The sequence below is a fragment of the Pseudomonas donghuensis genome (assembly GCF_000696345.2).
Taxonomy (GTDB): Bacteria; Pseudomonadota; Gammaproteobacteria; order Pseudomonadales; family Pseudomonadaceae; genus Aquipseudomonas; species Aquipseudomonas donghuensis.
This window is the reverse complement of record NZ_CP071706.1, coordinates 3,697,153-3,717,807: the sequence shown is the minus strand read 5'-3', so window position 1 is coordinate 3,717,807 and position 20,655 is coordinate 3,697,153. Positions and strand designations below refer to the sequence as shown.

20 protein-coding genes are annotated in these 20,655 nt (G+C 64.4%); 6 read left to right on the top strand and 14 right to left on the bottom strand.

The window, feature by feature from the left end:
• Positions 1 to 411: 411 nt before the first annotated feature.
• On the top strand, positions 412 to 1,830 hold the full coding sequence (locus tag BV82_RS17310) for an amino acid permease (protein WP_026001269.1): 1,419 nt from the start codon (positions 412 to 414) through the stop codon (positions 1,828 to 1,830).
• Between the two features lie 137 nt (positions 1,831 to 1,967).
• Here BV82_RS17310 and BV82_RS17305 read toward each other — a convergent pair whose 3' ends face one another.
• The 4 genes from BV82_RS17305 to BV82_RS17290 all read right to left on the bottom strand — a co-directional run bounded on the left by BV82_RS17305 (position 1,968) and on the right by BV82_RS17290 (position 7,121).
• Complete coding sequence (locus tag BV82_RS17305; RefSeq protein ID WP_036996244.1) at positions 1,968 to 2,582, bottom strand: START domain-containing protein; 615 nt, start codon at positions 2,580 to 2,582, stop codon at positions 1,968 to 1,970.
• Between the two features lie 48 nt (positions 2,583 to 2,630).
• Positions 2,631 to 3,992, bottom strand: coding sequence for an LLM class flavin-dependent oxidoreductase (locus tag BV82_RS17300; RefSeq protein ID WP_036996242.1), 1,362 nt, complete (start codon positions 3,990 to 3,992; stop codon positions 2,631 to 2,633).
• A 9-nt stretch (positions 3,993 to 4,001) separates the two neighbouring features.
• Positions 4,002 to 4,982 (bottom strand): aliphatic sulfonate ABC transporter substrate-binding protein, encoded by a 981-nt coding sequence (locus BV82_RS17295; RefSeq protein WP_036996241.1) that lies wholly within the window; start codon positions 4,980 to 4,982, stop codon positions 4,002 to 4,004.
• Between the two features lie 195 nt (positions 4,983 to 5,177).
• Positions 5,178 to 7,121, bottom strand: a complete 1,944-nt coding sequence (locus tag BV82_RS17290; RefSeq protein WP_036996240.1) for an autotransporter outer membrane beta-barrel domain-containing protein — start codon at positions 7,119 to 7,121, stop codon at positions 5,178 to 5,180.
• 105 nt (positions 7,122 to 7,226) lie between these two features.
• Between BV82_RS17290 and BV82_RS17285 the strand changes: the two genes are divergently transcribed.
• The 4 genes from BV82_RS17285 to BV82_RS17270 all read left to right on the top strand — a co-directional run bounded on the left by BV82_RS17285 (position 7,227) and on the right by BV82_RS17270 (position 11,251).
• Positions 7,227 to 7,670 (top strand): GNAT family N-acetyltransferase, encoded by a 444-nt coding sequence (locus tag BV82_RS17285; protein ID WP_036996239.1) that lies wholly within the window; start codon positions 7,227 to 7,229, stop codon positions 7,668 to 7,670.
• 219 nt (positions 7,671 to 7,889) lie between these two features.
• Positions 7,890 to 8,501 (top strand): SCO family protein, encoded by a 612-nt coding sequence (locus BV82_RS17280; RefSeq protein ID WP_036996237.1) that lies wholly within the window; start codon positions 7,890 to 7,892, stop codon positions 8,499 to 8,501.
• Positions 8,501 to 8,974 (top strand): copper chaperone PCu(A)C, encoded by a 474-nt coding sequence (locus BV82_RS17275; RefSeq protein ID WP_036996236.1) that lies wholly within the window; start codon positions 8,501 to 8,503, stop codon positions 8,972 to 8,974. The genes BV82_RS17280 and BV82_RS17275 overlap by 1 nt, the downstream gene beginning before the upstream one ends.
• 162 nt (positions 8,975 to 9,136) lie before the next feature.
• On the top strand, positions 9,137 to 11,251 hold the full coding sequence (locus BV82_RS17270; protein ID WP_036996235.1) for a TonB-dependent receptor: 2,115 nt from the start codon (positions 9,137 to 9,139) through the stop codon (positions 11,249 to 11,251).
• Between the two features lie 43 nt (positions 11,252 to 11,294).
• Here the strand turns inward: BV82_RS17270 and BV82_RS17265 are convergent, their stop codons facing one another.
• The 7 genes from BV82_RS17265 to BV82_RS17235 form a co-directional block, all read right to left on the bottom strand.
• A complete protein-coding gene (locus tag BV82_RS17265) occupies positions 11,295 to 11,822 on the bottom strand; it encodes a cytochrome b/b6 domain-containing protein (protein WP_036996234.1) in 528 nt (175 codons plus the stop codon).
• A 1-nt stretch (position 11,823) separates the two neighbouring features.
• Positions 11,824 to 12,087, bottom strand: a complete 264-nt coding sequence (locus BV82_RS17260; protein ID WP_036996232.1) for a PepSY domain-containing protein — start codon at positions 12,085 to 12,087, stop codon at positions 11,824 to 11,826.
• A 41-nt stretch (positions 12,088 to 12,128) separates the two neighbouring features.
• Positions 12,129 to 13,364: a glycolate oxidase subunit GlcF gene (glcF, locus tag BV82_RS17255; protein ID WP_036996231.1), complete on the bottom strand. Its 1,236-nt coding sequence runs from the start codon at positions 13,362 to 13,364 to the stop codon at positions 12,129 to 12,131.
• Between the two features lie 3 nt (positions 13,365 to 13,367).
• Positions 13,368 to 14,423 (bottom strand): glycolate oxidase subunit GlcE, encoded by a 1,056-nt coding sequence (glcE, locus tag BV82_RS17250; RefSeq protein WP_036996230.1) that lies wholly within the window; start codon positions 14,421 to 14,423, stop codon positions 13,368 to 13,370.
• Positions 14,423 to 15,922, bottom strand: coding sequence for a glycolate oxidase subunit GlcD (glcD, locus tag BV82_RS17245; RefSeq protein WP_036996229.1), 1,500 nt, complete (start codon positions 15,920 to 15,922; stop codon positions 14,423 to 14,425). The genes glcE and glcD overlap by 1 nt, the downstream gene beginning before the upstream one ends.
• A 125-nt stretch (positions 15,923 to 16,047) precedes the next feature.
• Positions 16,048 to 16,272: a hypothetical protein gene (locus BV82_RS17240; protein WP_010222367.1), complete on the bottom strand. Its 225-nt coding sequence runs from the start codon at positions 16,270 to 16,272 to the stop codon at positions 16,048 to 16,050.
• Between the two features lie 62 nt (positions 16,273 to 16,334).
• On the bottom strand, positions 16,335 to 16,910 hold the full coding sequence (locus BV82_RS17235; RefSeq protein ID WP_036996228.1) for an NADAR family protein: 576 nt from the start codon (positions 16,908 to 16,910) through the stop codon (positions 16,335 to 16,337).
• A 223-nt stretch (positions 16,911 to 17,133) separates the two neighbouring features.
• Between BV82_RS17235 and BV82_RS17230 the strand changes: the two genes are divergently transcribed.
• On the top strand, positions 17,134 to 18,315 hold the full coding sequence (locus BV82_RS17230; protein ID WP_036996227.1) for a sugar transporter: 1,182 nt from the start codon (positions 17,134 to 17,136) through the stop codon (positions 18,313 to 18,315).
• Between the two features lie 142 nt (positions 18,316 to 18,457).
• Here the strand turns inward: BV82_RS17230 and BV82_RS17225 are convergent, their stop codons facing one another.
• The 3 genes from BV82_RS17225 to BV82_RS17215 form a co-directional block, all read right to left on the bottom strand.
• Complete coding sequence (locus BV82_RS17225) at positions 18,458 to 18,793, bottom strand: hypothetical protein (RefSeq protein WP_010222364.1); 336 nt, start codon at positions 18,791 to 18,793, stop codon at positions 18,458 to 18,460.
• Between the two features lies 1 nt (position 18,794).
• A complete protein-coding gene (locus BV82_RS17220; RefSeq protein ID WP_010222363.1) occupies positions 18,795 to 19,055 on the bottom strand; it encodes a YceK/YidQ family lipoprotein in 261 nt (86 codons plus the stop codon).
• A gap of 76 nt (positions 19,056 to 19,131) precedes the next feature.
• Complete coding sequence (locus tag BV82_RS17215) at positions 19,132 to 20,655, bottom strand: FAD-dependent oxidoreductase (protein WP_036996221.1); 1,524 nt, start codon at positions 20,653 to 20,655, stop codon at positions 19,132 to 19,134.

Here is a 20,655-nt window from a genome sequence, read left to right as displayed (position 1 = left end):
GCGCCTGCAGGAAATCGCGGTGTACTGCATCGGCGGCCTGTACAGTGCAGTGGATTTTTCATCGCGCTGTGCATGGCTCTATGTGTCGGACATTTTTACATTAGGGGTCTGTTATCGCTAGCTAAAGCACGTTGAAGCAGTATGAATAATCACAATGACACTGATGCTTTCACCCTTGGGCGCCGCCCAACCGCTCCTTGCGCACAGATGGCACTGATCCGCCATCGCGCCATTGCACCGTTCAATCCGACCAGAGGCACTCCGCTGGCCCCGTGAGCACCGTCGCCGACCCGGTCAACTGGGCCGGGCGATGTCGGCTGCCCGCACTTTCACACGTTTGAATGGGTGAGACCGCTGTAGCAGGCGGTCCCACGAGTTTCCTTGCATAAAAAGAACACGAGGTAGCTACTGATGGACGCAACATCCACTTCCACTTCCACTGCGAAGGTGGAGCACGAGAGCAAGCTCAGCGCTTCGCTCAAGTCTCGCCACCTGACCATGATGTCGATCGCCGGGGTCATCGGCGGCGCATTGTTCGTCGGCTCCGGCAGTGTGATTCACAGCGCCGGCCCCGCGGCCATTCTGGCCTACCTGGCTGGCGGCATCCTAGTGGTGCTGATCATGCGCATGCTCGGTGAAATGGCGACTTCGTCGCCCGACACCGGCTCGTTCTCCACCTATGCCGAGCGCGCCATCGGCCGCTGGGCGGGTTTCACCATCGGCTGGTTGTACTGGTGGTTCTGGGTCATTTTGATGGCCTGGGAAGCCTACGTCGCCGGCAAGATCCTGCACGGCTGGTTCCCCTCGGTCAGCGTCAACGTCTTCGTCCTGGCCACCACCCTGGTGCTGATCAGCGTCAACTTCTTCAACGTCAAGCACTACGGCGAGTTCGAGTTCTGGTTCGCCTTGATAAAGGTCGTGGCGATCATCTGTTTCCTTGTGGTGTGCGGGTTGGCGGTGGTCAACCTCTGGCCCACAGGCGAGGTCCATGGCCTGAGCAACCTCACCGCGCAAGGTTTCATGCCCAATGGCATTGAGACGGTGGTCGTCGCCATGCTCGGGGTGATGTTCGCCTTCCTCGGCGCGGAAATCGTCACCATCGCTGCCGCCGAGTCGAAGAACCCGTCCGAGCAGATCGTCAAGGCGACCAACTCGGTGGTCTGGCGGGTGTGCCTGTTTTACGTCGGCTCGATCTTCCTGATCGTCGCCCTGGTGCCGTGGAATGACCCGCTGATGGGCACCTCGGGCTATGGCTCGTACCGCCGGACCCTGGAGCTGCTGGGCATCCCGGGTGCCGAGTTGGTGATGAACTTCGTGGTCCTGACCTCGGTGAGCAGCTGCCTGATCTCCGCGCACTACACCGCGTCGCGCATGCTGTTCTCGCTGTCGACCCGTGGCGATGCGCCGTCGTTCTTCAAGATCACCCGTGCCGGTACCGGCGTGCCGGTGTTCTCGATCATCGGTTCCTGCTCGGTGGCGGTGTTCGTGGCGCTGATCAACTTCAGCGAAACCCTGCGCCCGAAAGACGTGCTCGATGTGCTGATGAACACCACCGGCATGATTGCCTTGCTGGTGTACCTGGTGATCGCCTTCTCGCAACTGAAGATGCGCCGCAAGCTGGAAGCCGAAGGCAAGCCGATCCGCCTGAAAATGTGGCTGTTCCCGTGGCTGACCTACCTGGTGATCGTGTTCATCATCGGCTGCCTGGTGACCATGGCGTTTGTGCCGGACTACCAGGTGCTGGTGTTCTCCACCGGTGCGGCGGCGATTGTCGTGGCCTTGATGGGCGCGGTGTTGCACGTGCGGGCGGCGAAAAAAGCCCTGTCCTGAAGCATCTGATCACAGGTCAAGCCCGCTCCTACAAAACCTGTGGGAGCAGGCTTGACCCGCGATGAGGCCCGCAAACAACCCGCAAAATCTCCCCGGTCCTGTCCGCGCAGGGCCTGGTGCGCCCCCTGCAGGCCTGCTCAGGGCGTTGCGCCGCCCTGGCGCTCGGCCACTGCACGCAAGGTGCGCAAGGTGATGGTCGGCGCATCGAGGACGAACTGGTTGGCCAGCCACGAGGGGATGTCCCCGGCCGGATCGGCCTGCAGTTCATAGGTCACTTCGGTGAGGTGTTCGCCTTTGGGCACCAGGGTCCAGAGCCCCTTGAGCTGGCGCACGCGGATCTGCCCCGGCACATGCTTGACCATGCCGGGCACCGCCTTGAGGTGACGCACCAGGCTACCGTCGTCGCGGCGCTCGCTGTGCACCAGGATCACCATGTCGCGGGTGCTGGCCGGCCAGGGCAGGGCGGTGGTCAGGTAGACCCAGGTGCGGTCGCCCTCGACCTTGAGCAGGCGCATGTCAGCGCAGCCATACAGCCATTTGCAGGCGACCCGCAGGTTTTCCTGCAAGTCGCTCAGGGTGCGCACGCTGGCTTTGATCAGGGCAACGCCGCGAAACTGCTGGTATTGCGAACCTGGCACCTCGCTGAGGTAGACCTTGATACCGTCTTCGTCCTGGGCCAGATGCCAGCGTTCAGCGGCACCGGCCCAGGTGCTGAGGGTCAGCAGCAGGCACAGAACAAGGCGACGGCTCATGAACAGGCTCCAGCGGCTGGGCGACTGTTCAGAGCATAGTGCCTGGCATCAAATCCGGACGAGCCGGCCTTTGTGCTCAGGCGCCAAGCGGTCACCGCGGCCAAACAGCTTGTGGCGCAAGGTGCCGTCCTCATACGCGGTGCGGTAGCGGCCACGGCGCTGCAGCTCGGGCACCACCTGCTCGACCACCGCTTGCAGGTCGTCCGGTACCACTGCATAGGTGAGGTTGAAACCGTCGATACCGGTGCTGTCGAGCCAGTCTTCCAACTGGTCGGCAATGTGCGCGGGCGAGCCGAGCAAGACCGGGCCGCGGCCGCCGAGGCTGACGAACTCGGCGGCTTCGCGCACGGTCCAGCGCCGCTTCGGGTCGGCCTTGGTGAACACCGCCAGGGCGGTGCGGCCGGCGTCGTTGTCGATGTACTCGATCAACGAATCGGGGTCGACGCCTGCGAAATCGATGCCGGTCCAGCCCGACAGCAGGGTCAGCGCCGCCTCGACGTCCACGTACTGGCGGTACTCCTGCAGTTTGGCTTCGGCAGCCTGGCGATCTTCGCCAACAATCAACAGGGCCTGGGCGTAGATCAGCACGTCCTGTTCAGGCCGCCCGGCTTCACGGCTGGCCTTGCGAATCGCCTCGACGTAGCCGCGCAGCGCCGTTTGCGTGGGGGCGCTGATGAATACGCATTCGGCATGATCGGCGGCAAAGCGCAGGCCCCGTGGCGAAGCGCCGGCCTGGAACAGTACCGGCGTGCGCTGCGGCGAGGGCTGGCTGAGGTGAATGCCGGGCACCTGGAAGTGCTCGCCCTGGTGGTTGATCGGGTGCACCCGGGCCGGGTCGAGGAACTGGCCGCTGGCGCGATCCTGCACCAGCGCATCGTCGTCCCAGCTTTTTTCCCAGAGCTTGTACAGCACCTGCAGGTATTCTTCGGCCAGCTCATAGCGCTCGTCGTGGCCCAGTTGCCGGGCCAGGCCGAGGTTGCGCGCGGCGCTGTCGAGGTAGCCGGTGACGATGTTCCAGCCCACCCGGCCGGCGCTCAGGTGATCGAGCGTGGACATGCGCCGGGCGAAGGGATAGGGGTGCTCGTAGCTCAGTGAAAAGGTCACGCCAAAACCCAGGTGCTCGGTGACCCCGGCCATGGCCGGGACGATCAGCAGCGGGTCGTTGACCGGCACCTGCACGCCGCCGCGCAGGGCACCGTCGGCGCTGCCCTGGTACACGTCATAGATGCCCAGCACATCGGCGATGAACAGCGCATCGAACAGCCCGCGTTCGAGCAGGCGGGCAAGGTCGGTCCAGTAGTCCAGGCGATTGAAATCGACGCTGGTGTTGCGCGGATGGCGCCACAGCCCGGGGGACTGGTGGGTGGCGGCGTTCATGCTGAAGGCGTTGAAGCGGATGGTCTTGGACATGGGCTGTACTCAGGGCAGGACCGACACCGGGTAGACCGCGTCGGCCACCTTCAGCGGCTTGGGGATCAGGCCCAGGCCCTGGAAGGTGTCGGCAAGCTTCTGCTGCTCGGCGGTGATCTGCGCGTCGATGGCCACGGCGTTGTAGTTGCGCCGCTCGCTGGCCACCTGCAGCACGTCGGCGCCGATACCCAGTTGCGGCGCCAGCAGGGCGGCGACTTCGTCGGGCTGCTGGTTGGCCCAGCTGCTGACCTTGGCCAGCTCGCTGAAGAAGGTTTTCAGCAGTGCGCGGTTGTTGTCGGCAAAGGCCGCCGACGACAGGTAGAAGGTGCGGTTGTTGGACAGCCCGCTGCCGTCACGCAGGTTCTTCAGGCCCGGTTGTTTTTCCGCGGCGGCGAGGAAGGGGTCCCACAGGGTCACGGCCTGGACGCTACCCGACTGCAGTGCGGCCACGGCGTCGGCGGCGTTGTTGACGTAGGCCGGGGTGATGTCCTTGTAGCTCAGGCCGGCGTCCTGCAGGGCCACGGCCAGCAGGTACTGGGCGTTCCAGCCGCGGCCGGTGGCCACGCGCTGGCCCTTGAGGGCGGCGACGCTGGCGATCTTGTCCTGCTCGCGCACCACCAGGCCGATGCCTTTGGGGTAGGGCTGTTCGGCGGCCAGGTAGACCACCGGTTTGCCGGCGGCCTGGGCGAACACCGAGGGCGCGTCGGCGGCGTGGCCAAGGTCGATGGCGCCGGTGCTCAAGGCTTCGAGCAGTTGTGGGCCGGCGGCAAATTCGTACCAGCTGACGCTCACCCCTTGCGGTGCCAGGGCTTTTTCCAGGGCGCCGCTGCCTTTGAGAATGTTGATGCTGTTGAACTTCTGGTAGCCGATGCGCAGGGTCTTGCTCGGTTCGGCATGGGCCAGCGAGCCGGGCAGTAGCAGCGCGGCAAAGGTGGCAAACAGGCCGCCGGCGAGCAGGCGGCGCAGGGGGGAATGGGGCGTGTGCGACATGGGCGGACTCCTGGGATTCAAGGGCAAGGCATGCCCGAAAATATAAGGAGCCCGCGCAGGCCCTTCAATTTGTTTATTCCAAATTGTTAGATTGTTTTGTTATTTTTATATCCTTTTGTTGTGGAGGCGGGCTTGCCCCGCGGTTGCGATGTGACTGACAGACCGCTACCGCGGGGCAAGCCCGCTCCTAAAGGGTTAAAACTGCCATTGCACGCCCAGCGAGTAGCCGGCCTGATTACCCTCGCTATGGGCAAAGCGGCTGTTCACTTCGGCAAACACGCCCAACTGCTCGGTGAACATCAACTGCGCACCCAATTGCGCACGGCCAAAGTCCTTGTCGACGCTGCCCATGTCGGCCACCCGCACGCGGCCGTCGGCATGGCTGGTCAGGTCGATTTCATCCAGGCGGCCATCGGCCAGTTCGCGCACCCAGCGCACGCTGGCGTAGGGTTGCAGGGCCATGTTCGCGCCCAGGCCGACGCTGCCATGCAGGCGCCAGCCGAGGCTGGCTTCGAGGGCGTCGTAGTTCTGCTGCTCGTAGCCCAGGGCGGTGCGCAGGTTGTCGTCTTCGCTGAAGTCGTCGATGCGGTAATGCATGTAGTCCAGGCCGGCGACCGGGCCGGTTTTCAAGGCGCCGAAGCTGAAGTCGTAGCCGCCGTCCAGCCGTGCGCCCCAGAACCACGCCGAGGTGTCGCCGCTCAGGCGCTGGTCGAGCAACACCGGGCCATTGTTGGCCTGGATGTACACCGAACGCTTGCTATCGAAGCGGGTGTGCCCGGCGCTCAGCTCGCCGGCCAGCCATTGCGGGCCGCCGTCGTTGAGCAGGGCGAACAGCCCGGCTTGCCAGGCATCGCCTTCGATGCGTCCGCCATGCTCGAGCGAATCGCGGCTGCGCTGAAAGCTCAGGCTGGCACCGACGGTCAGGGCTTCGTTGAGGCGGTAGTCAGCGACGCCATAGACCCCCGCCCGTTTCGACTCCGGGTTGCCCGGCGCATCGAAGCCGCTGTCGGGCGAGACTTCGCCTTCGACACCCACTTCACCGTCAACACTGCCGACCGCCCGTGACGCATCCAGCAGGCTCAGCCATCGGCGGTCATGCAGGCGGGTCAGGGCCTGGTGCTGGCGTTGCAGCTGGTCTTCCATCTGCCGCGCCATGGCCCCGCCGGAAGCCGTGGAGGCGAGCAGGTCGGCGTTGGTCAGTTCCAGCACCAGGCGGGTCAGCAGCCGCGAGAAGTCGCGCAGGCGCTGGTCAATGCGCTCCTGGCCGAAAGCATGGGTCAGCACCTGCTGGTTGTCCTCGGCCGGGTCGTGCCAGGTCGAGCCGCCGGGGATCGCCGGGTTGCCGGTCTGCTCGTAGCCGTCCAGCTCACCCAGCTCCCAGTTGGTCGCCTCGATGAACAGCACCGGTACGTTGAGGCCCTTGAAGCTTTCGCCGTCGCTGCAGCAGCCGGTGCCGGCCGGGTACTCGGGGTTGAGGCCAGGGTTGGTGAACAGCGGGATGTTCATCTCCTGGGCGATGCGCAGCAACTGGTCGCGGTAGGCACCCAGGGCCGGGTTGGCGACGCTGTTGCTGGCGGCGTGGGCGTACATCTTGTCGCCGGTGATCAGGCTGTCGAGGTTGATCATGCCCAGCAGGTTGGCGCGCTGGCTGTCGCTCAATGACGCGACATAGGCACGCGAACCGCGCAGGCCTTCTTCCTCGGCACCAAAACCGACCACTTCCAGGCCGTTCTCCAGGGCCACGCCGCCGAGGTTGCGGGCGATTTCGGTGAGCACCGCGGCGCCCGAGGCATTGTCGTCCAGGCCTTGCAGGGTGGGGCGGCCGAAATAGGTGTCGTAGTGGGCGCCGAGCACCACGTAAGTGCTGTTCTGGCCCGGGGCCGAAGCGATGACGTTCTGCGAGCTGCGGTTGCCGGCCCAGGTGAAGTCCTGGCGGCGGGTCTGGTAGCCGAAGCCCAGTTGCGATTGCATCAGTGCGGTAGCACCTTCGAAACTGGCGGTACCACGGTAACGCCCGGGGTAGTCGTTGATCAGACGGTCCAGGGTCTGCCCGGCAAACTCCCCATACTCATAGGCGCTGGCGCCTGACGACAACATTGCGCAACCCAGGCTTACAGCGACTGCTAACGGTTTGAACACGGCACTTTTCCTTATGTGTCGTTACGAAAGGCGCATCATAGGATGCGTCGCCTCGCAGTAAGCAGGATGTGTACCGTTTTGTGACTGATGTAGGAAATTAGCAGCATGAAGGTTCAGATAAAGCCCGCACTTGAGAGTGAAAAAGCCCACTTTGAGGCGATGCTTCCGGGGTATTTGCGCGAACTCGGAGTTGAAGGGGAATACCCTTATTTACCGCTCTACTGGCAGGAGCCACGGCGTTTTGCCTACCTGCTGCTGGTTGAGGGCGACATCGCAGGGTTCGCCCTGGTTCGCCAGCAGCAAGAGCTCACGGAGTACGAATTGGCCGAGTTCTATGTCGCCAGTGACTATCGCTTGGCGGGGGTTGGCCATGCCGCCGCGCAGGCGTTGTTCGCGTTGCACAGCGGCCGATGGGAGCTATCGGTCTTGGCGGATAACCTCGCCGGCCTGCGCTTCTGGCCAAAGGTTCTGCCGGCGGGGGCACAGGTGCAAACCATTGAAACGCCCGAAGGGGTGCGATACCTCCAGTTCGAGTTTGTCAGTGTCTAGCTGCCCAGCGTTGCCAGTAACACGGCGATCGCCACCTGGCAGGCGTTGCCGAGTGTTCTTGCCACTGCCTGCGACAACAGGCCGCACCCCGTAAATACTGGGATACAGACGTACGGGGCGCTGCGCGCTGGAACCTGCGTCCACCGCCATGACAAAATGCGAAGGTTTCTCGACATGCCCTCTATCCAGGGGCTGGCACCTTCCCAAAAGGATGGTTACATGACTGATTTACTGACCCGGCGCCAGGTTGTTGCCGGGATCAGCCTGCTGGGCCTCGGCGCCCTTGCAGGTTGCGACCCCCGTTCCGGTGGCGCGCTGGACTTCAAATACGGCAAGGACATGAGCAACAAGATCCTCGGCCGTTCGTTCAAGCTCAAGGATACCCAAGGCAACGTCCGTACCCTGTCGAGTTTCTGGGGTTCGATGCCGATGGTGTTCTTCGGGTTCACCCAGTGCCCGGCGGTGTGCCCGACCACCCTGGCGCGCGCAGCGCAGATCAAGAAGCTGATGGGCCGTGACGCAGGCTTCTTGCAGGTGGTGTTCATCAGCCTCGACCCCGAGCGCGATACCCCCGAAGTGCTCGACGCCTACGTCAAGGCCTTCGATCCGTCGTTCGTGGCGCTGTCCGGCACCCTCGAAGAAACCGCGGCGGCAGCCCGGGAGTTCGGTGTGTTCTATGAGAAGGTGCCAGCCGGCGATACCTATACCATCTCGCACACCTCGACCAGCTACGTCTTCGATTCCCGTGGCCAGTTGCGCCTGGGGCTGTCCCATTCGCTCAATGCAAAAGAGTGCGCAGAAGACCTGCTCACTGTCATGGAGGTGTGTTAATGCTTCGCAACCCTGTCAAACGTTCCCTGGCCGCGTTGGCCCTGATTGGCCTGGCCTTGCCGGCCGTGGCGCAAACCACCGTCAGCGACGCCTGGGCACGCGCCACCGTGGCGCACCAGCAGTCCAGCGGTGCCTTCATGACCCTCACCGCCAGCACCGACAGCAAGCTGATCAGCGTGGCCTCGCCGGTGGCCAAGATCGTGCAGGTGCACCAGATGACCATGGACAACGACGTGATGAAGATGGGCGAGGTCGACAGCGTCGCGCTGCCGGCCGGCAAGGCGGTGACCCTGGACCCCAACGGCTATCACGTGATGCTCATGCAACTGAACCAGCAGCTCAAGGAAGGCGAGCAGGTACCGCTGACCCTGGTGGTCGAGGATGCCAAGGGCGTCAAGCAGACCATTGAAGTCAAGGCGCCGGTGCGGGCGCTGAATGCTGAAGCCATGTCGGGCCACCAGCACATGCATTGATCGCCGCCACGCGGTCGACAACAAGCCAGGCTGCAGTCAAGGACGGCAGCCTGGCTTTTTTGTGCGTGGCGTCAAAATATTTAAAACGTAATAGTATTTAGTTCTCAATTACAAATCGTTACCATTTGCGCTTCTTTACAATCCTTACAAAAAAAGGAACGCATGGTGGCTCTTTCGCGCATTCACCCGGCCTCTCTCTCCGTGCTCAGCGTGCTGGTCGCTCCAGCGCTGCACGCCGAACCCCTAGCTATTCCGGCAACCTCGGTCAACAGCAACTATGAAGAACAGAGCTACAAGGCCAGCGAAAGCCGGAGTGCTCTGAAAATCGACGCGCCGCTGCGTGACATCCCGCAAACCGTCAACGTCGTGCCAGCGAGCGTGATCAAGGATCAGGGCGCGCAATCGATGGAGGACGTGCTCAAGAACGTGCCGGGGATTGGCTTGTCCAACGGCGACGGCCAGCGCGACCAGGTGACGATTCGCGGTTTCAGTGCCATTGGCGACATGTATGTCGATGGCATGCGTGACGACGCCCTGTATTACCGCGATCTGTCCAATGTCGAGCGGGTCGAGGTGGTCAAGGGCCCGGCGGCCGTGCTCTATGGCCGCGGCTCCTCCGGCGGCCTGATCAACAGCGTGAGCAAGAAACCCACCTTCAGCCCGGTGCAGGAAGTGGGCGTCAGCTTCGACAGCGAGGGCAAGCGCCGTACCCAGTTCGATACCGGCTGGGCCGACCAGCAGCAGGGTGATAAGGCCTTTCGTCTGACCGGCGCCCTGGAAGACAGCGACACCTTCCGTGACGATGGCTACATCGACCGCAAGGCCCTGGCACCCTCGGCCTATTTCAAGCTGTCCGATGACCTGGAACTGAACCTGGGCGCGACCTACCTGTACGACAAGCGCCTGATCGACTTCGGCATTCCGGCCTTGGGCAACCGCCCGGTCGATGTCGACCGCGACAAGCGCTTCGGCGCCGCCGACCCGGATGACGATTACGCCCGCAGCGAGGTGTTTTCCTTCAGCGCCGGTGTCGACTACCGGATCAATGACAACTTCACCTTGAGCAATACCAGCCGTTACTACCACTACGACCTGGACCGCAACAACACCTTGGCGGACTCCAGTCCGACCCGCTTCGTCACCGCCGCCAATGGTGAACTGCTGGTCAAGCTCAACCGCGGCAACGTGCAACGCAGCGAAGACGGCTGGTTCAACCAGACCGAGCTCAAGCAGCAGGCGCTGCTGGCCGGCATGAACCACAACCTGTTGTACGGTGTGGAGCTCGGCCGGCAGGTCAAGGACCAGAGCGTGTTCAGCCAGAATAACGTGGCCCAGGTGCCGGTGTTCCGTGACGGCCTGGTCGATGTGCCGTTCCAGGCCAACCGCCAGACCGCCAAGGGCACCACCACCCAGGACATCGCAGGTTTCTACGTACAGGACCTGATTGAGCTGGCGCCGCAGTGGAAGGCCCTGCTCGGGGTGCGTTACGACGTGTTTGACCAGGAGTACGCCGACGACCTGAGCGGCACCGAGCTGTCGCGCACCGACACCACCTGGAGCCCGCGCATCGGCCTGGTCTACCAGCCGGACGCGATCCAGTCCTACTACGTGTCGGTCAGCCGCTCCTACCAGCCGTCGTCGGAGGTCTTCGCCCTCAGTGCCGGCAACCAGGGCCTGGAACCGGAAGAGACCACCAACTACGAAATCGGCGCCAAGTGGGACTTGCTCGACAGCCGCCTGGCGGTGACCGCGGCCTTGTTCCGCCTGGAACGTACCAACATGAAAACCACCAACCCGGCCAACCCGGCGCAGTTGGTGCTGGCCGGTGAGCAGCGTACCGACGGTTTCGAAGCGACCGTGAGCGGGCAACTGACGGACAAGTGGCAAGTCTATGGCGGCTTTGCCTTCCTCGATGCCGAAATCATCAAGTCCACCAACCGCACCAATGGCGTGGCCAACGAAGGCCAGACCCCGACCCTGACCCCGCGCACCAGCGCCAACCTGTGGCTGGTTCGCTCGTTGACCGAGCACTGGCGTGTGGGCATGGGCGCCAACTATGTGGATGAGCGTTACACCGCGCTGGACAACGTCGTGGTGATGCCGTCCTACACCACCGTGGACGCTGCACTGCTGTACAACCAGCCGAAGTGGGACATGGCCTTGCGCCTGCGTAACGTTTTTGACCGCGACTACTACGCCTCGGCCCACGGCTCGGTGGACCTGATCACCCCAGGGGCGCCTCGGACCCTGGAGCTGAGCACCAACTACCGCTTCTGATACCCGTGCCGGGGCAACGCAGCAGCGGCTGCGTTGCCCCGTTTCAACGCTGGCGCCGCCGGCCGGTGAGCATCGACAGCGGCAGGTTCTCCTTCAGCCGCCAGCTCTCGAACAGCGCCGCGGCAATGTGCAGGCACACCAGCGCCAGCAGGGTGTCGGCCATCAACTCATGGATATCCCGCAGGCCGTCTTCACCCCAGAAGTAATAGATCTCTTCCATCATGAAGCCGCTGACTCCAAGGCCGGCCATCAGCAGCAACATCAGTACCATCACCAGGGCGCCCAACGGCGAATGCCCGAGGCGGTGGTAGTTTGCGCCGCGGTACAACGCCTGCAGATGCCACTTCAATCGCGTTGGCGTCGGCCAGAAGTCCGCCCAGCGCGCCGCCGGGCTGCCGACAAAGCCCCATACGCTACGCAGCAGCACGATCGCCAGGCCGTAATAGCCCAGCCAGCGGTGCCAGCCATCGCCTTCTTCGGTGAAAAAATAACCGCCGATAAACACCAGCACCAACGACCAGTGGCACACGCGCACCACCGGGTCCCAAAGGCGCAGGTTATCGCCGCTCACCTCAGTCGATCTCTTCTTTCACTTTTTTGCCGGTCACCGGATCGAAGTAGATCTCGACCTTCTTGCCTTCTTTGTTCTTGCCATAGATCTCGTAGCAGTTGCCGTCGGTGACCTTGAATTTCTTGATCTCATAGCCCTGTTTTTTCAGTTCTTCCTGGAAGTTGTTCTGGTCCTGCCATTGCACCTTGTCGGCGGTGCTGCATTCGGTCTTGGCCAGAACGGCGGGGCTTACGACGAGCAATGAGACCAGTAGAAGCTGACGCATGACGAGTCCTCGGGTTGTCGAAAGGGGCTGCCCGATTGAGCTTATGCCAGGGTTGGCGACTTCGCTAGCGCCTCGTCCAGCAGCTCGATCCAGTGCCGCACCGGCGTGCGTCCGGCGCCGTCGAGGTGGGTCTGGCAGCCGATATTGGCGGTGACGATCAGGTCCGGCTGGCCGCTTTCCAGGGCATCGAGCCTGTTGTCGCGCAGTTGCCTGGCCAACGCCGGCTGGGTCAGCGAATAGGTGCCGGCCGAGCCGCAGCACAGGTGGCCGTCGGGCACGTTGCTGAGGGTAAAGCCCAGGCGTGAGAGCAGGGCCTCGACGCTGCCGCCAAGCTTCTGCGCATGCTGCAAGGTGCACGGGCAGTGCACCGCCAGCACCAGACCGCTGTGGCAGGCCAACGGCTCCAGGGGTTCGGCGCCGATGACCTCGACCAGGTCCCTGGCCAGTTCGCTGACCCGCCGGGCTTTGCCGGCGTACTGCGCATCGCCCTGCAACAGCGTGGCGTACTCCTTGACGAAGGCCCCGCAGCCGCTGGCCGTCTGCACGATGGCTTCGGCACCGGCCTCGATCGCCGGCCACCAGGCATCGATGTTGCGGCGGGCGCGCTCAAGGCCGCTGGCTTGTGCATCCAGGTGATAGTCGACAGCACCGCAGCAGCCGGCTAGCGGCGCCGGGGTGACGCTGATGCCCAGGCGATCGAGCACCCGTGCGGTGGCGGCGTTGGTGTTGGGCGACAGGCTCGGCTGCACGCAGCCTTCGAGCAGCAGTACGCGCCGGGCATGGCGGGGCTGTGGACGGAGTTGCGCGGGGGGCACCGAGCGCGGCAGCTTGGCCTTGAGCGGCGCCGGCAGCAGGCTCTCGATGCTGCGCCCCAGCTGCACCAGGCGCTTGAAGGCCTGCGGGTGGCTGGCCAAGCTGCGCAGCCCGCGGCGCAAGGCGCGTTGCAGGGGCGGGCGAGGCACGGCCTGATCGACCACGGCGCGGCCGATATCCAGCAGGTTGTGGTAATCGACCCCGGACGGGCAGGTGGTTTCGCAGTTGCGGCACGACAGGCAACGGTCCAGGTGCAGTTGGGTCTTGGCGCTGGCGGGGTGGCCTTCCAGCACCTGCTTGATCAGGTAGATCCGCCCGCGCGGGCCATCGAGCTCGTCGCCCAGCAATTGATAGGTCGGGCAGGTGGCATTGCAGAAGCCGCAGTGCACGCAGGTGCGCAGGATGCTCTCGGCTTCTTCGGCACGGGCCAGGCGTTTGGCGGCATCGCTCAAAGTGGTTTGCATGGTTCAGACCTGTGCGTACATCCGCCCGGGGTTGAAGATCCCTTGCGGGTCGAGGCGCTGTTTGAGTTGCTGGTGGTAGCGCAGCAAGGCGCCAGGCAGTGGCTGGAACGGGCTGTCGCTGGCGCTGTAGCAAGTGGCATGGCCGCCCAGGCGGCTGACAGCGGCGCGAATGGTCTCGGCCCGGGCCTCGGATTTGAGCCAGCGCTGGGCACCGGCCCAGTCCAGCAGTTGCGCGCCAGGCAGCTCCAGCGCCGGGCTGTTGTTGGGTAGCGACAAACGCCACAGCGGGCGCGGGTCGGCGAAAAAAGCCAGGCGGCGGTTGTTCAGGTCCTGCCACCAGCTGGCCTGGAAGTGCTCGCCGCCAAGCCGCTCGCGGGCGGCCTTGACCGAGCCTTCGCCGCCCTCGAGGCGCAGGCGCAACACCGTGCCGTCATGGCAGGCGGCGCTGATCGGGATCGGTTGCTGGCCCCATTGTGCCAGTTTCAGCAGGGCCTGTTGCGGGTCGAGGTGCAGGGCGATGTGCGCTTCGCAGCGCGGTTTGGGCAGCACTTTCAGCGACACTTCGGTGATCAGCCCCAGGCAGCCGAAACTGCCGGCCATCAAGCGCGACAGGTCGTAACCGGCGACGTTCTTCATCACCTCGCCGCCAAAGCGCAGGTGCACGCCCAGGCCGCTGATCACCCGGGTACCGAGCACATAATCGCGCACCGAGCCCGCCCACGGCCGGCGTGGCCCGGACAACCCGGCGGCGACCATGCCGCCGAGGGTGGCACCGTCGTCGCTGTGCGGCGGCTCGCATGCCAGCATCTGCCCGGCGGCTTCCAGCGCCGCCGACAGCTCACCCAGGGGCGTACCGGCGCGGGCGGTGATCACCAGCTCGGTCGGGTCGTAGTTGACGATGCCGCGGTGGTCGCGGGTATCGAGCGTAACGCCTGCAACCGGGCGGCCGAGAAAGGCCTTGCTGGCGCCGCCACGGATCTGCAACGGCGTGCCTGTGGCGCGGGCCTGGTTGACCTGCTCCAGCAGTGCCTGGCTGGCATCGTTGTTGTGGGCCGGCATCAGAACCGCTCCAGGTCGGGGAAGGGCAACTGGCCGGCGTGCACGTGCAGAGCGCCGAACTCGGCGCAGCGGTGCAGGGTGGGGATGTTCTTGCCGGGGTTGAGCAGGCCATGGGGGTCGAAGGCCGCCTTGACCGCATGGAACAGGGTCAGCTCGTCGCTGCTGAACTGCGCGCACATCTGGTTGATCTTCTCGCGGCCCACGCCATGTTCGCCGGTGATGCTGCCGCCGACGCTCACGCACAGTTCGAGGATCTCCCCGCCAAAGGCTTCGGCCCGCTCCAGCTCGCCCGGCTGGTTGGCGTCGAACAGGATCAGCGGGTGCATGTTGCCGTCGCCGACATGAAAGACGTTGGCCACCCGCAGGTCGTACTTGTGCGCAAGCGCAGCGATGCACTGCAGTACATGGGGCAGCTCGCGGCGCGGGATGGTACCGTCCATGCAGTAGTAATCGGCCGAAATCCGCCCCACCGCCGGGAAGGCGTTCTTGCGCCCGGCCCAGAATTTCACCCGCTCCACTTCGTCACGGGCCTGGCGCACCTCGGTGGCGCCGGCCTGCTCCAGCAGGGTACGCACGCGGTCGCAGTCGTCGTGCACATCGGCTTCGACGCCATCGAGTTCGCACAGCAAAATCGCTTCGGCCGCCACCGGGTAGCCGGCGTGAATGAAGTCTTCGGCGGCGCGGATGGCCAGGTTGTCCATCATCTCCAGGCCACCGGGAATGATCCCGGCGGCGATGATGTCGCCAACCGCACGGCCGGCCTTGGCCACCGAGTCGAAGGCTGCCAGCAGTACCTTGGCCACCTGCGGCTTGGGCAGCAGCTTGACCGTCACTTCGGTGATGATCCCGAGCATGCCTTCGGAGCCGGTGAACAGCGCCAGCAGGTCAAACCCGGGGGCGTCGAGGCTGTCGGCGCCGAGGGTCAGGCATTCGCCTTCGACGGTGAGGATCTCGACCTTGAGCAGGTTGTGCACGGTCAGGCCGTACTTCAGGCAATGCACGCCACCGGCATTCTCGGCGACGTTGCCGCCGATCGAGCAGGCAATCTGTGACGACGGGTCGGGCGCGTAGTACAGGCCAAAGGGCGCGGCGGCCTGGGAAATCGCCAGGTTGCGCACCCCGGGCTGCACCCGCGCGGTACGGGCGGCCGGGTCGATGGCGAGGATCTTGTTGAAGCGCGCCATCACCAGCAGCACGCCTTTTGCCAGCGGCAAGGCGCCGCCCGACAGGCCGGTGCCGGCACCGCGCGCGACCACCGGCACCTTGCGCTCGAAACACAGTTTGAGGACGCCCTGGACCTGCGCGAGGGTATGCGGCAGTACCACCAGCATCGGCGTGCAGCGGTAGGCCGAGAGGCCATCGCATTCGTAGGGCTTGAGGTCTTCCTCGGCGTGGAGGATATCGAGGTCGGGCAGTTGTGCCTGCAAGGCCTGCAGCAGCGCCGGTTTGTCGACTGCGGGCAGGGCACCATCGACGCGTTCGTCGTAAAGGATATTCATTGACGGCTAATCACCGGTATCTGCCCGAACCTGCGGGAAATCGAAGACGGGAGCCGCGCCGGGCACAGGCGACCCTGGGTCTTGAAAGGATGACGCGCCTGCTGCCCGCCACTAGCCACTGCGGGCTAGCGGAAACGGGGCAGTGGGCGTTCAACGCTCAGCGAGGTGAGGGTTTTTCTGACCAGCTGATCGTCGGCTTCGACGGCCTTGAGGGTGTCGCGGATCTTGCCGGCCACAGGCACATCACCCTGGCGGTCGATCCAGTCGGCAATCTCCTTGCACGCCGAAGCGAGCCGGGCCTGGCGCTGGTTGATCAGGTTAAGGGCGGTGGTGATCTCTTTATCGGACATGAGGGAATCCTCCATCTGCGCGAATAAAGTGTAGCAGCGCAGAAAAATCCTGCGCTGGGACCTCAGCCGGCCAGGCGCTCGCGCACGCGCATCAGCGCATAGCCGAGCAGGTTCAGGCCTTGCCACTGGCGTGGGTCAGTCGCTTGCGGCGCCTTGGCGTCCAGGCCGATGCCCCAGATGCGGTCCACGGGGCTGGCCTCGACCAGCACCTGGCCGTCGGTGGACAGCAGAAACGTGCGCAGCCCCGGGTGCTGTTCGAACTTGAGCAGGTTGGCCTGCTCGACGATCGCCGAACGCTCGGCAACCCAGGCTGCCTCGTCGTACCCGGCAACTTCACGGCCGAGCTTCTTGGCCTCAGCGGGCGTGCGCGCGGCGAGGATTTTCTCCAGGGTGGCCTGGTCGTCGAACAGCCGCGCCTTGCCGGCCATCATGTAGTGCTCGGCGCTGGGGTAGTGCAGGCGCTGTTCCTTGAACCCGGCCTCGAACCACTGGCTGAAGCAGCTTTTGTCCGGCTTGCCCTCGACTTTTTGCCGGTGGCCCCAGAAGTACAGGTACTGCGGCGCAAGCCCCTGGTCGATAGCGGCGATCAGGCTGGCGTTGTCGAGGATGTTGGCCAGCGCGGCGGGCGTTGAAGTCATACGGAGTCTTCCATGAACGAATCGGGCCATGGTACTCCAGGCCTGCGCGGTTGTGACAGCCTCGGTGCTGACGTACTATCCTTGCCAGCAAGCGATACCCCGCATACTTACAAATCTTTCCTCAGCGCACACGCTTCACTCAGGCCCGACCGGCATGAGTGTCTGGCGCTGGGCGCGTTTTCGTTCCCGGCAACCGCAAACGACTCGGAGCAAGGCTTTACTCATGAATACATCCGTGGATGCGCGAACCGGCAGTTGGCTGAGTGTCATCGCCCTGGCCCTGGCGGCCTTCATTTTCAACACCACCGAATTCGTCCCGGTGGCGCTGCTCAGCGACATCGGCCGCAGCTTCGAGATGTCCACCGCCCAGGTCGGGCTGATGCTGACCATCTACGCCTGGGTGGTGGCCCTGGCCTCGCTGCCGATGATGCTGCTGACGCGCAACATCGAGCGGCGCACGTTGCTGATCATCGTCTTTGCCCTGTTCATCCTCAGCCACTTGCTCTCGGGGGTGGCGCAGAGCTTTGCCATGCTGCTGGTCAGCCGTATCGGCATCGCCCTGGCCCATGCGGTGTTCTGGGCCATTACCGCTTCGCTGGCAGTGCGTGTGGCGCCGCCGGGGCAACAGGCCAAGGCCCTGGGCTTGCTGGCCACCGGCACCACCCTGGCGATGGTCATGGGGATTCCACTGGGGCGGGTGGTCGGCGAGGCGCTGGGCTGGCGCACCACCTTCCTGGCGATTGCCGGGGTGGCGCTGGCGACCTTGCTGTGCCTGGTCAAATCCTTGCCGTTGCTGCCCAGCCAGAACTCCGGCTCGCTGCGCAGCGTGCCGGTGCTGTTCAAGCGCCCGGCGCTGGTCACCGTGTATGTGCTGGTGGCGCTGGTGATTGCCGCGCAGTTCACCGCTTACAGCTACATCGAGCCGTTCGCGTTGAATGTGGCGCAGATCGGCGCAGAACTGACCACCGTGCTGCTGTTGCTGTTCGGCGGCGCCGGGGTGTTTGGGTCGGTGCTGTTCAGCCACTACAGCGAGCGCTTCCCGCAGGGCTTTCTGCTCGGTGCGATCGCCATGCTGGCGACCTGTCTGCTGCTGTTGTTGCCGTTGTCTGGCGATTTCAGCCTGCTGGGCACCTTGAGCGTGTTCTGGGGTGTTGCGATCATGTGCTTCAGCCTGGCGTTGCAGTCTAAAGTACTGATCCTCGCCTCGGACGCCACCGACGTGGCCATGGCCATGTTCTCCGGCATCTACAACATCGGCATTGGCGCCGGGGCCTTGATCGGCAGCCTGGTCAGCGTGCACATGGGCCTGGGCAACATCGGTTTTGTCGGGGGCGCGCTGGCCCTGGCAGGGTTGCTGTTGTGCGTGGTGACGACTTACCGTTTTGCCCGGGCTGAGGTGGCGTGATCACGCGCGCAGCGGTCGCAATGCAGACAAAACCTGATGTGCTGGCTGTACTGGCCTCATCGCGGGTCAAGCCCGCTCCCACAGGTCCGGCGTACGCAGATCCATTGTGGGAGCGGGCTTGACCCGCGATGAGGCCCTGCGATCAATCGCGAATCTTCAGCAGCCCATCGCACTTCAGGCAACGCACCTTCTTCAGCTTGTGCACTTCGCTAAAGCCGACCCGGCGTGACAGCGCGGTCCCGGCCTCGTCCTTGTACAGGTGCAGCATCGCCGCGTTGCACAGCGGGCAGCGCACCAGCATCGCCAGCGGGAAGCTCAGCAAGCACAGGCCGAGAATCACCAGAATGCAGGTCGCGGTAATGCTCTTCGGCATCCAGTCGAACACCGTCAGCGCCATCAGGGGCGCGCCGATATAGATGCTGAGATCATTGATGTAGATGTTCAGAAACGCCACGTGGCGGTAGTCGAGTTGCGGCATGTCAGTTCATCGCATCATGGGGCAGCAGGACGGTGTCGACCGCCATGTCCACCGGCAAGGTGACAATGGCAACCACCGGGCAGACGACGGTTACCCAGCAGAGCACAGTGGCGTAGGCGTCGTAGCCGGTCTGATTGTGCGAGGTCAGTAGCTCGACGTTGGTCTGGGTGCCTTTGTAGTAATCGTGGTTGTTGTAGCCACTGATGCCACGGGCGAGAAAGGTGCCGCAACTGGCCAGGGTCAGGGTCGAGGCCAGGAGCAAAAACGTGAAGATTCTAATGGTGCCATTCCTTAGCAGGTAGAGACGCGAGACAAGCGCGCATTCTCGCACATCACCACTAGTATCCGCGCAACCCGCGCGCGGCGAAGTAATCTTCCAGCACCTCTGGCCCGGCACCGACCTGGGCCAGTGCCACATAGCTGTCCGGACGTATCAGGTACACGCCTTCTTGCTGCAACCCGGCCACTTCATGAGCCTCGCGCCACTCGAACACCTCCAGCGGCATGCCGCGCTCGCTGCACCAGGCCACCAGGCTGCCGTTGGCGGCGCCATACACCTGTACCTGCCAGCACATCCGCGCCAGCCCGGCAAAGTTGTCGTGCCTGCCGTCGCTGACCCAGGGCATGCGTTCGCCGCCATGCACCTGACCGGCGCTGCCGACGCTCAAGGGCATGTCGCGATAGTTCAGGGTGATCTGCGACACCGTACGGAACAAAAATGCCCGCGCCGCCTTGAACGCCGCCACCCGCGGCAGCAGCAACGGCGCCAGGCGCGTACGCAGCAGGGCGGCCAGGCGGCCGTCGGCGGTGATGAAGTTGAACACCTGGTCGGTGGTCGACACCAGCCGCCGGGCGAAGGCGCTGCGCTCGATTTCATAGGTGCCGAGCAGGGCGTCGTTGGCGGTGCCTTGCAACACGGCTGCCAGCTTCCAGGCCAGGTTGATGGCATCGCCGATACCGGTGTTCATGCCCTGGCCACCGGCCGGACTGTGCACGTGGGCCGCGTCACCGAGCAGGAAGGCGCGCTCGCGGCCAAACTGCTCGGCCACCCGGTGGTGCACGCGGTAGGTGGAGAACCAGTTGACCTGATGAATCTCGACCTTCAGGTGCTCCATGGCCCGCTTGCTGACGTCTTCGAAGCGCAGGTCCCGTGGGTGTTCGGCGCGCTCGTCGCGCACCGTGCCGATCAGCCGCGCGCGGCCATTGCCAGCCAGTGGGAACACGGCGAGAAAATCTGCCTCGTCCAGGTCCACATGCAGCTCGCCATTGAAGGCCGGCCCCGCGCCGTCGACGTCGGCAACATAAAATACTTGCTGGTAGGTGCCGCCGGGAAAGCCGATGCCCAGCACCTTGCGCACCGTCGAGCGGGCACCGTCGCAACCGGCCAGGTAGTCGGCGTGGCAAACGTGCTCCTCACCCTCGGCATTGCGTAGCCGGGCAGTGACGCCGTCGCTGTCCTGGCTGAAACCGAGCAGTTCGGTTTGCCGTTCGACTTCCACCGCAAAGCGCTGCAAGCGTTCGATCAGCAGCCGTTCATGCTGGTCCTGCGGGTAGATGTGCAGGAACGGGTAGGGCGTAAGGTCGGCGCCAATGGCACTGAACGGCAAGCGTGCGGCGGCTTCGCCCTTGACCCACAGGTTGGCCGCCGGCACCTGGTGCCCCTGCTCGATGATCGCCTCGGTCAGGTCCAGCTGGCGATACAGCTCCAGGGTCCGGGCCTGTACCGCCAAGGCCCGGGAAGTGGTGCCGGGGGCGGCGGTCTTGTCGATGATCCGTACCTTGATGCCCAGCTTGCTCAGCCACAGCGCCAGCACCAACCCGGTGGGGCCGGCGCCGATAATCAGTACGTCACAGCGGTTCAT

What these genes read in the sequence shown, in the direction of transcription:
- BV82_RS17310 (WP_026001269.1), top strand. Translation starts at nt 412, where the DNA reads ATGGACGCAACATCCACTTCCACTTCCACTGCGAAGGTGGAGCACGAG.
- BV82_RS17305 (WP_036996244.1), bottom strand. Translation starts at nt 2,582, where the DNA reads ATGAGCCGTCGCCTTGTTCTGTGCCTGCTGCTGACCCTCAGCACCTGG.
- BV82_RS17300 (WP_036996242.1), bottom strand. Translation starts at nt 3,992, where the DNA reads ATGTCCAAGACCATCCGCTTCAACGCCTTCAGCATGAACGCCGCCACC.
- BV82_RS17295 (WP_036996241.1), bottom strand. Translation starts at nt 4,982, where the DNA reads ATGTCGCACACGCCCCATTCCCCCCTGCGCCGCCTGCTCGCCGGCGGC.
- BV82_RS17285 (WP_036996239.1), top strand. Translation starts at nt 7,227, where the DNA reads ATGAAGGTTCAGATAAAGCCCGCACTTGAGAGTGAAAAAGCCCACTTT.
- BV82_RS17280 (WP_036996237.1), top strand. Translation starts at nt 7,890, where the DNA reads ATGACTGATTTACTGACCCGGCGCCAGGTTGTTGCCGGGATCAGCCTG.
- BV82_RS17275 (WP_036996236.1), top strand. Translation starts at nt 8,501, where the DNA reads ATGCTTCGCAACCCTGTCAAACGTTCCCTGGCCGCGTTGGCCCTGATT.
- BV82_RS17270 (WP_036996235.1), top strand. Translation starts at nt 9,137, where the DNA reads ATGGTGGCTCTTTCGCGCATTCACCCGGCCTCTCTCTCCGTGCTCAGC.
- BV82_RS17260 (WP_036996232.1), bottom strand. Translation starts at nt 12,087, where the DNA reads ATGCGTCAGCTTCTACTGGTCTCATTGCTCGTCGTAAGCCCCGCCGTT.
- glcF (WP_036996231.1), bottom strand. Translation starts at nt 13,364, where the DNA reads ATGCAAACCACTTTGAGCGATGCCGCCAAACGCCTGGCCCGTGCCGAA.
- glcE (WP_036996230.1), bottom strand. Translation starts at nt 14,423, where the DNA reads ATGCCGGCCCACAACAACGATGCCAGCCAGGCACTGCTGGAGCAGGTC.
- glcD (WP_036996229.1), bottom strand. Translation starts at nt 15,922, where the DNA reads ATGAATATCCTTTACGACGAACGCGTCGATGGTGCCCTGCCCGCAGTC.
- BV82_RS17240 (WP_010222367.1), bottom strand. Translation starts at nt 16,272, where the DNA reads ATGTCCGATAAAGAGATCACCACCGCCCTTAACCTGATCAACCAGCGC.
- BV82_RS17235 (WP_036996228.1), bottom strand. Translation starts at nt 16,910, where the DNA reads ATGACTTCAACGCCCGCCGCGCTGGCCAACATCCTCGACAACGCCAGC.
- BV82_RS17230 (WP_036996227.1), top strand. Translation starts at nt 17,134, where the DNA reads ATGAATACATCCGTGGATGCGCGAACCGGCAGTTGGCTGAGTGTCATC.
- BV82_RS17225 (WP_010222364.1), bottom strand. Translation starts at nt 18,793, where the DNA reads ATGCCGCAACTCGACTACCGCCACGTGGCGTTTCTGAACATCTACATC.
- BV82_RS17215 (WP_036996221.1), bottom strand. Translation starts at nt 20,655, where the DNA reads ATGAACCGCTGTGACGTACTGATTATCGGCGCCGGCCCCACCGGGTTG.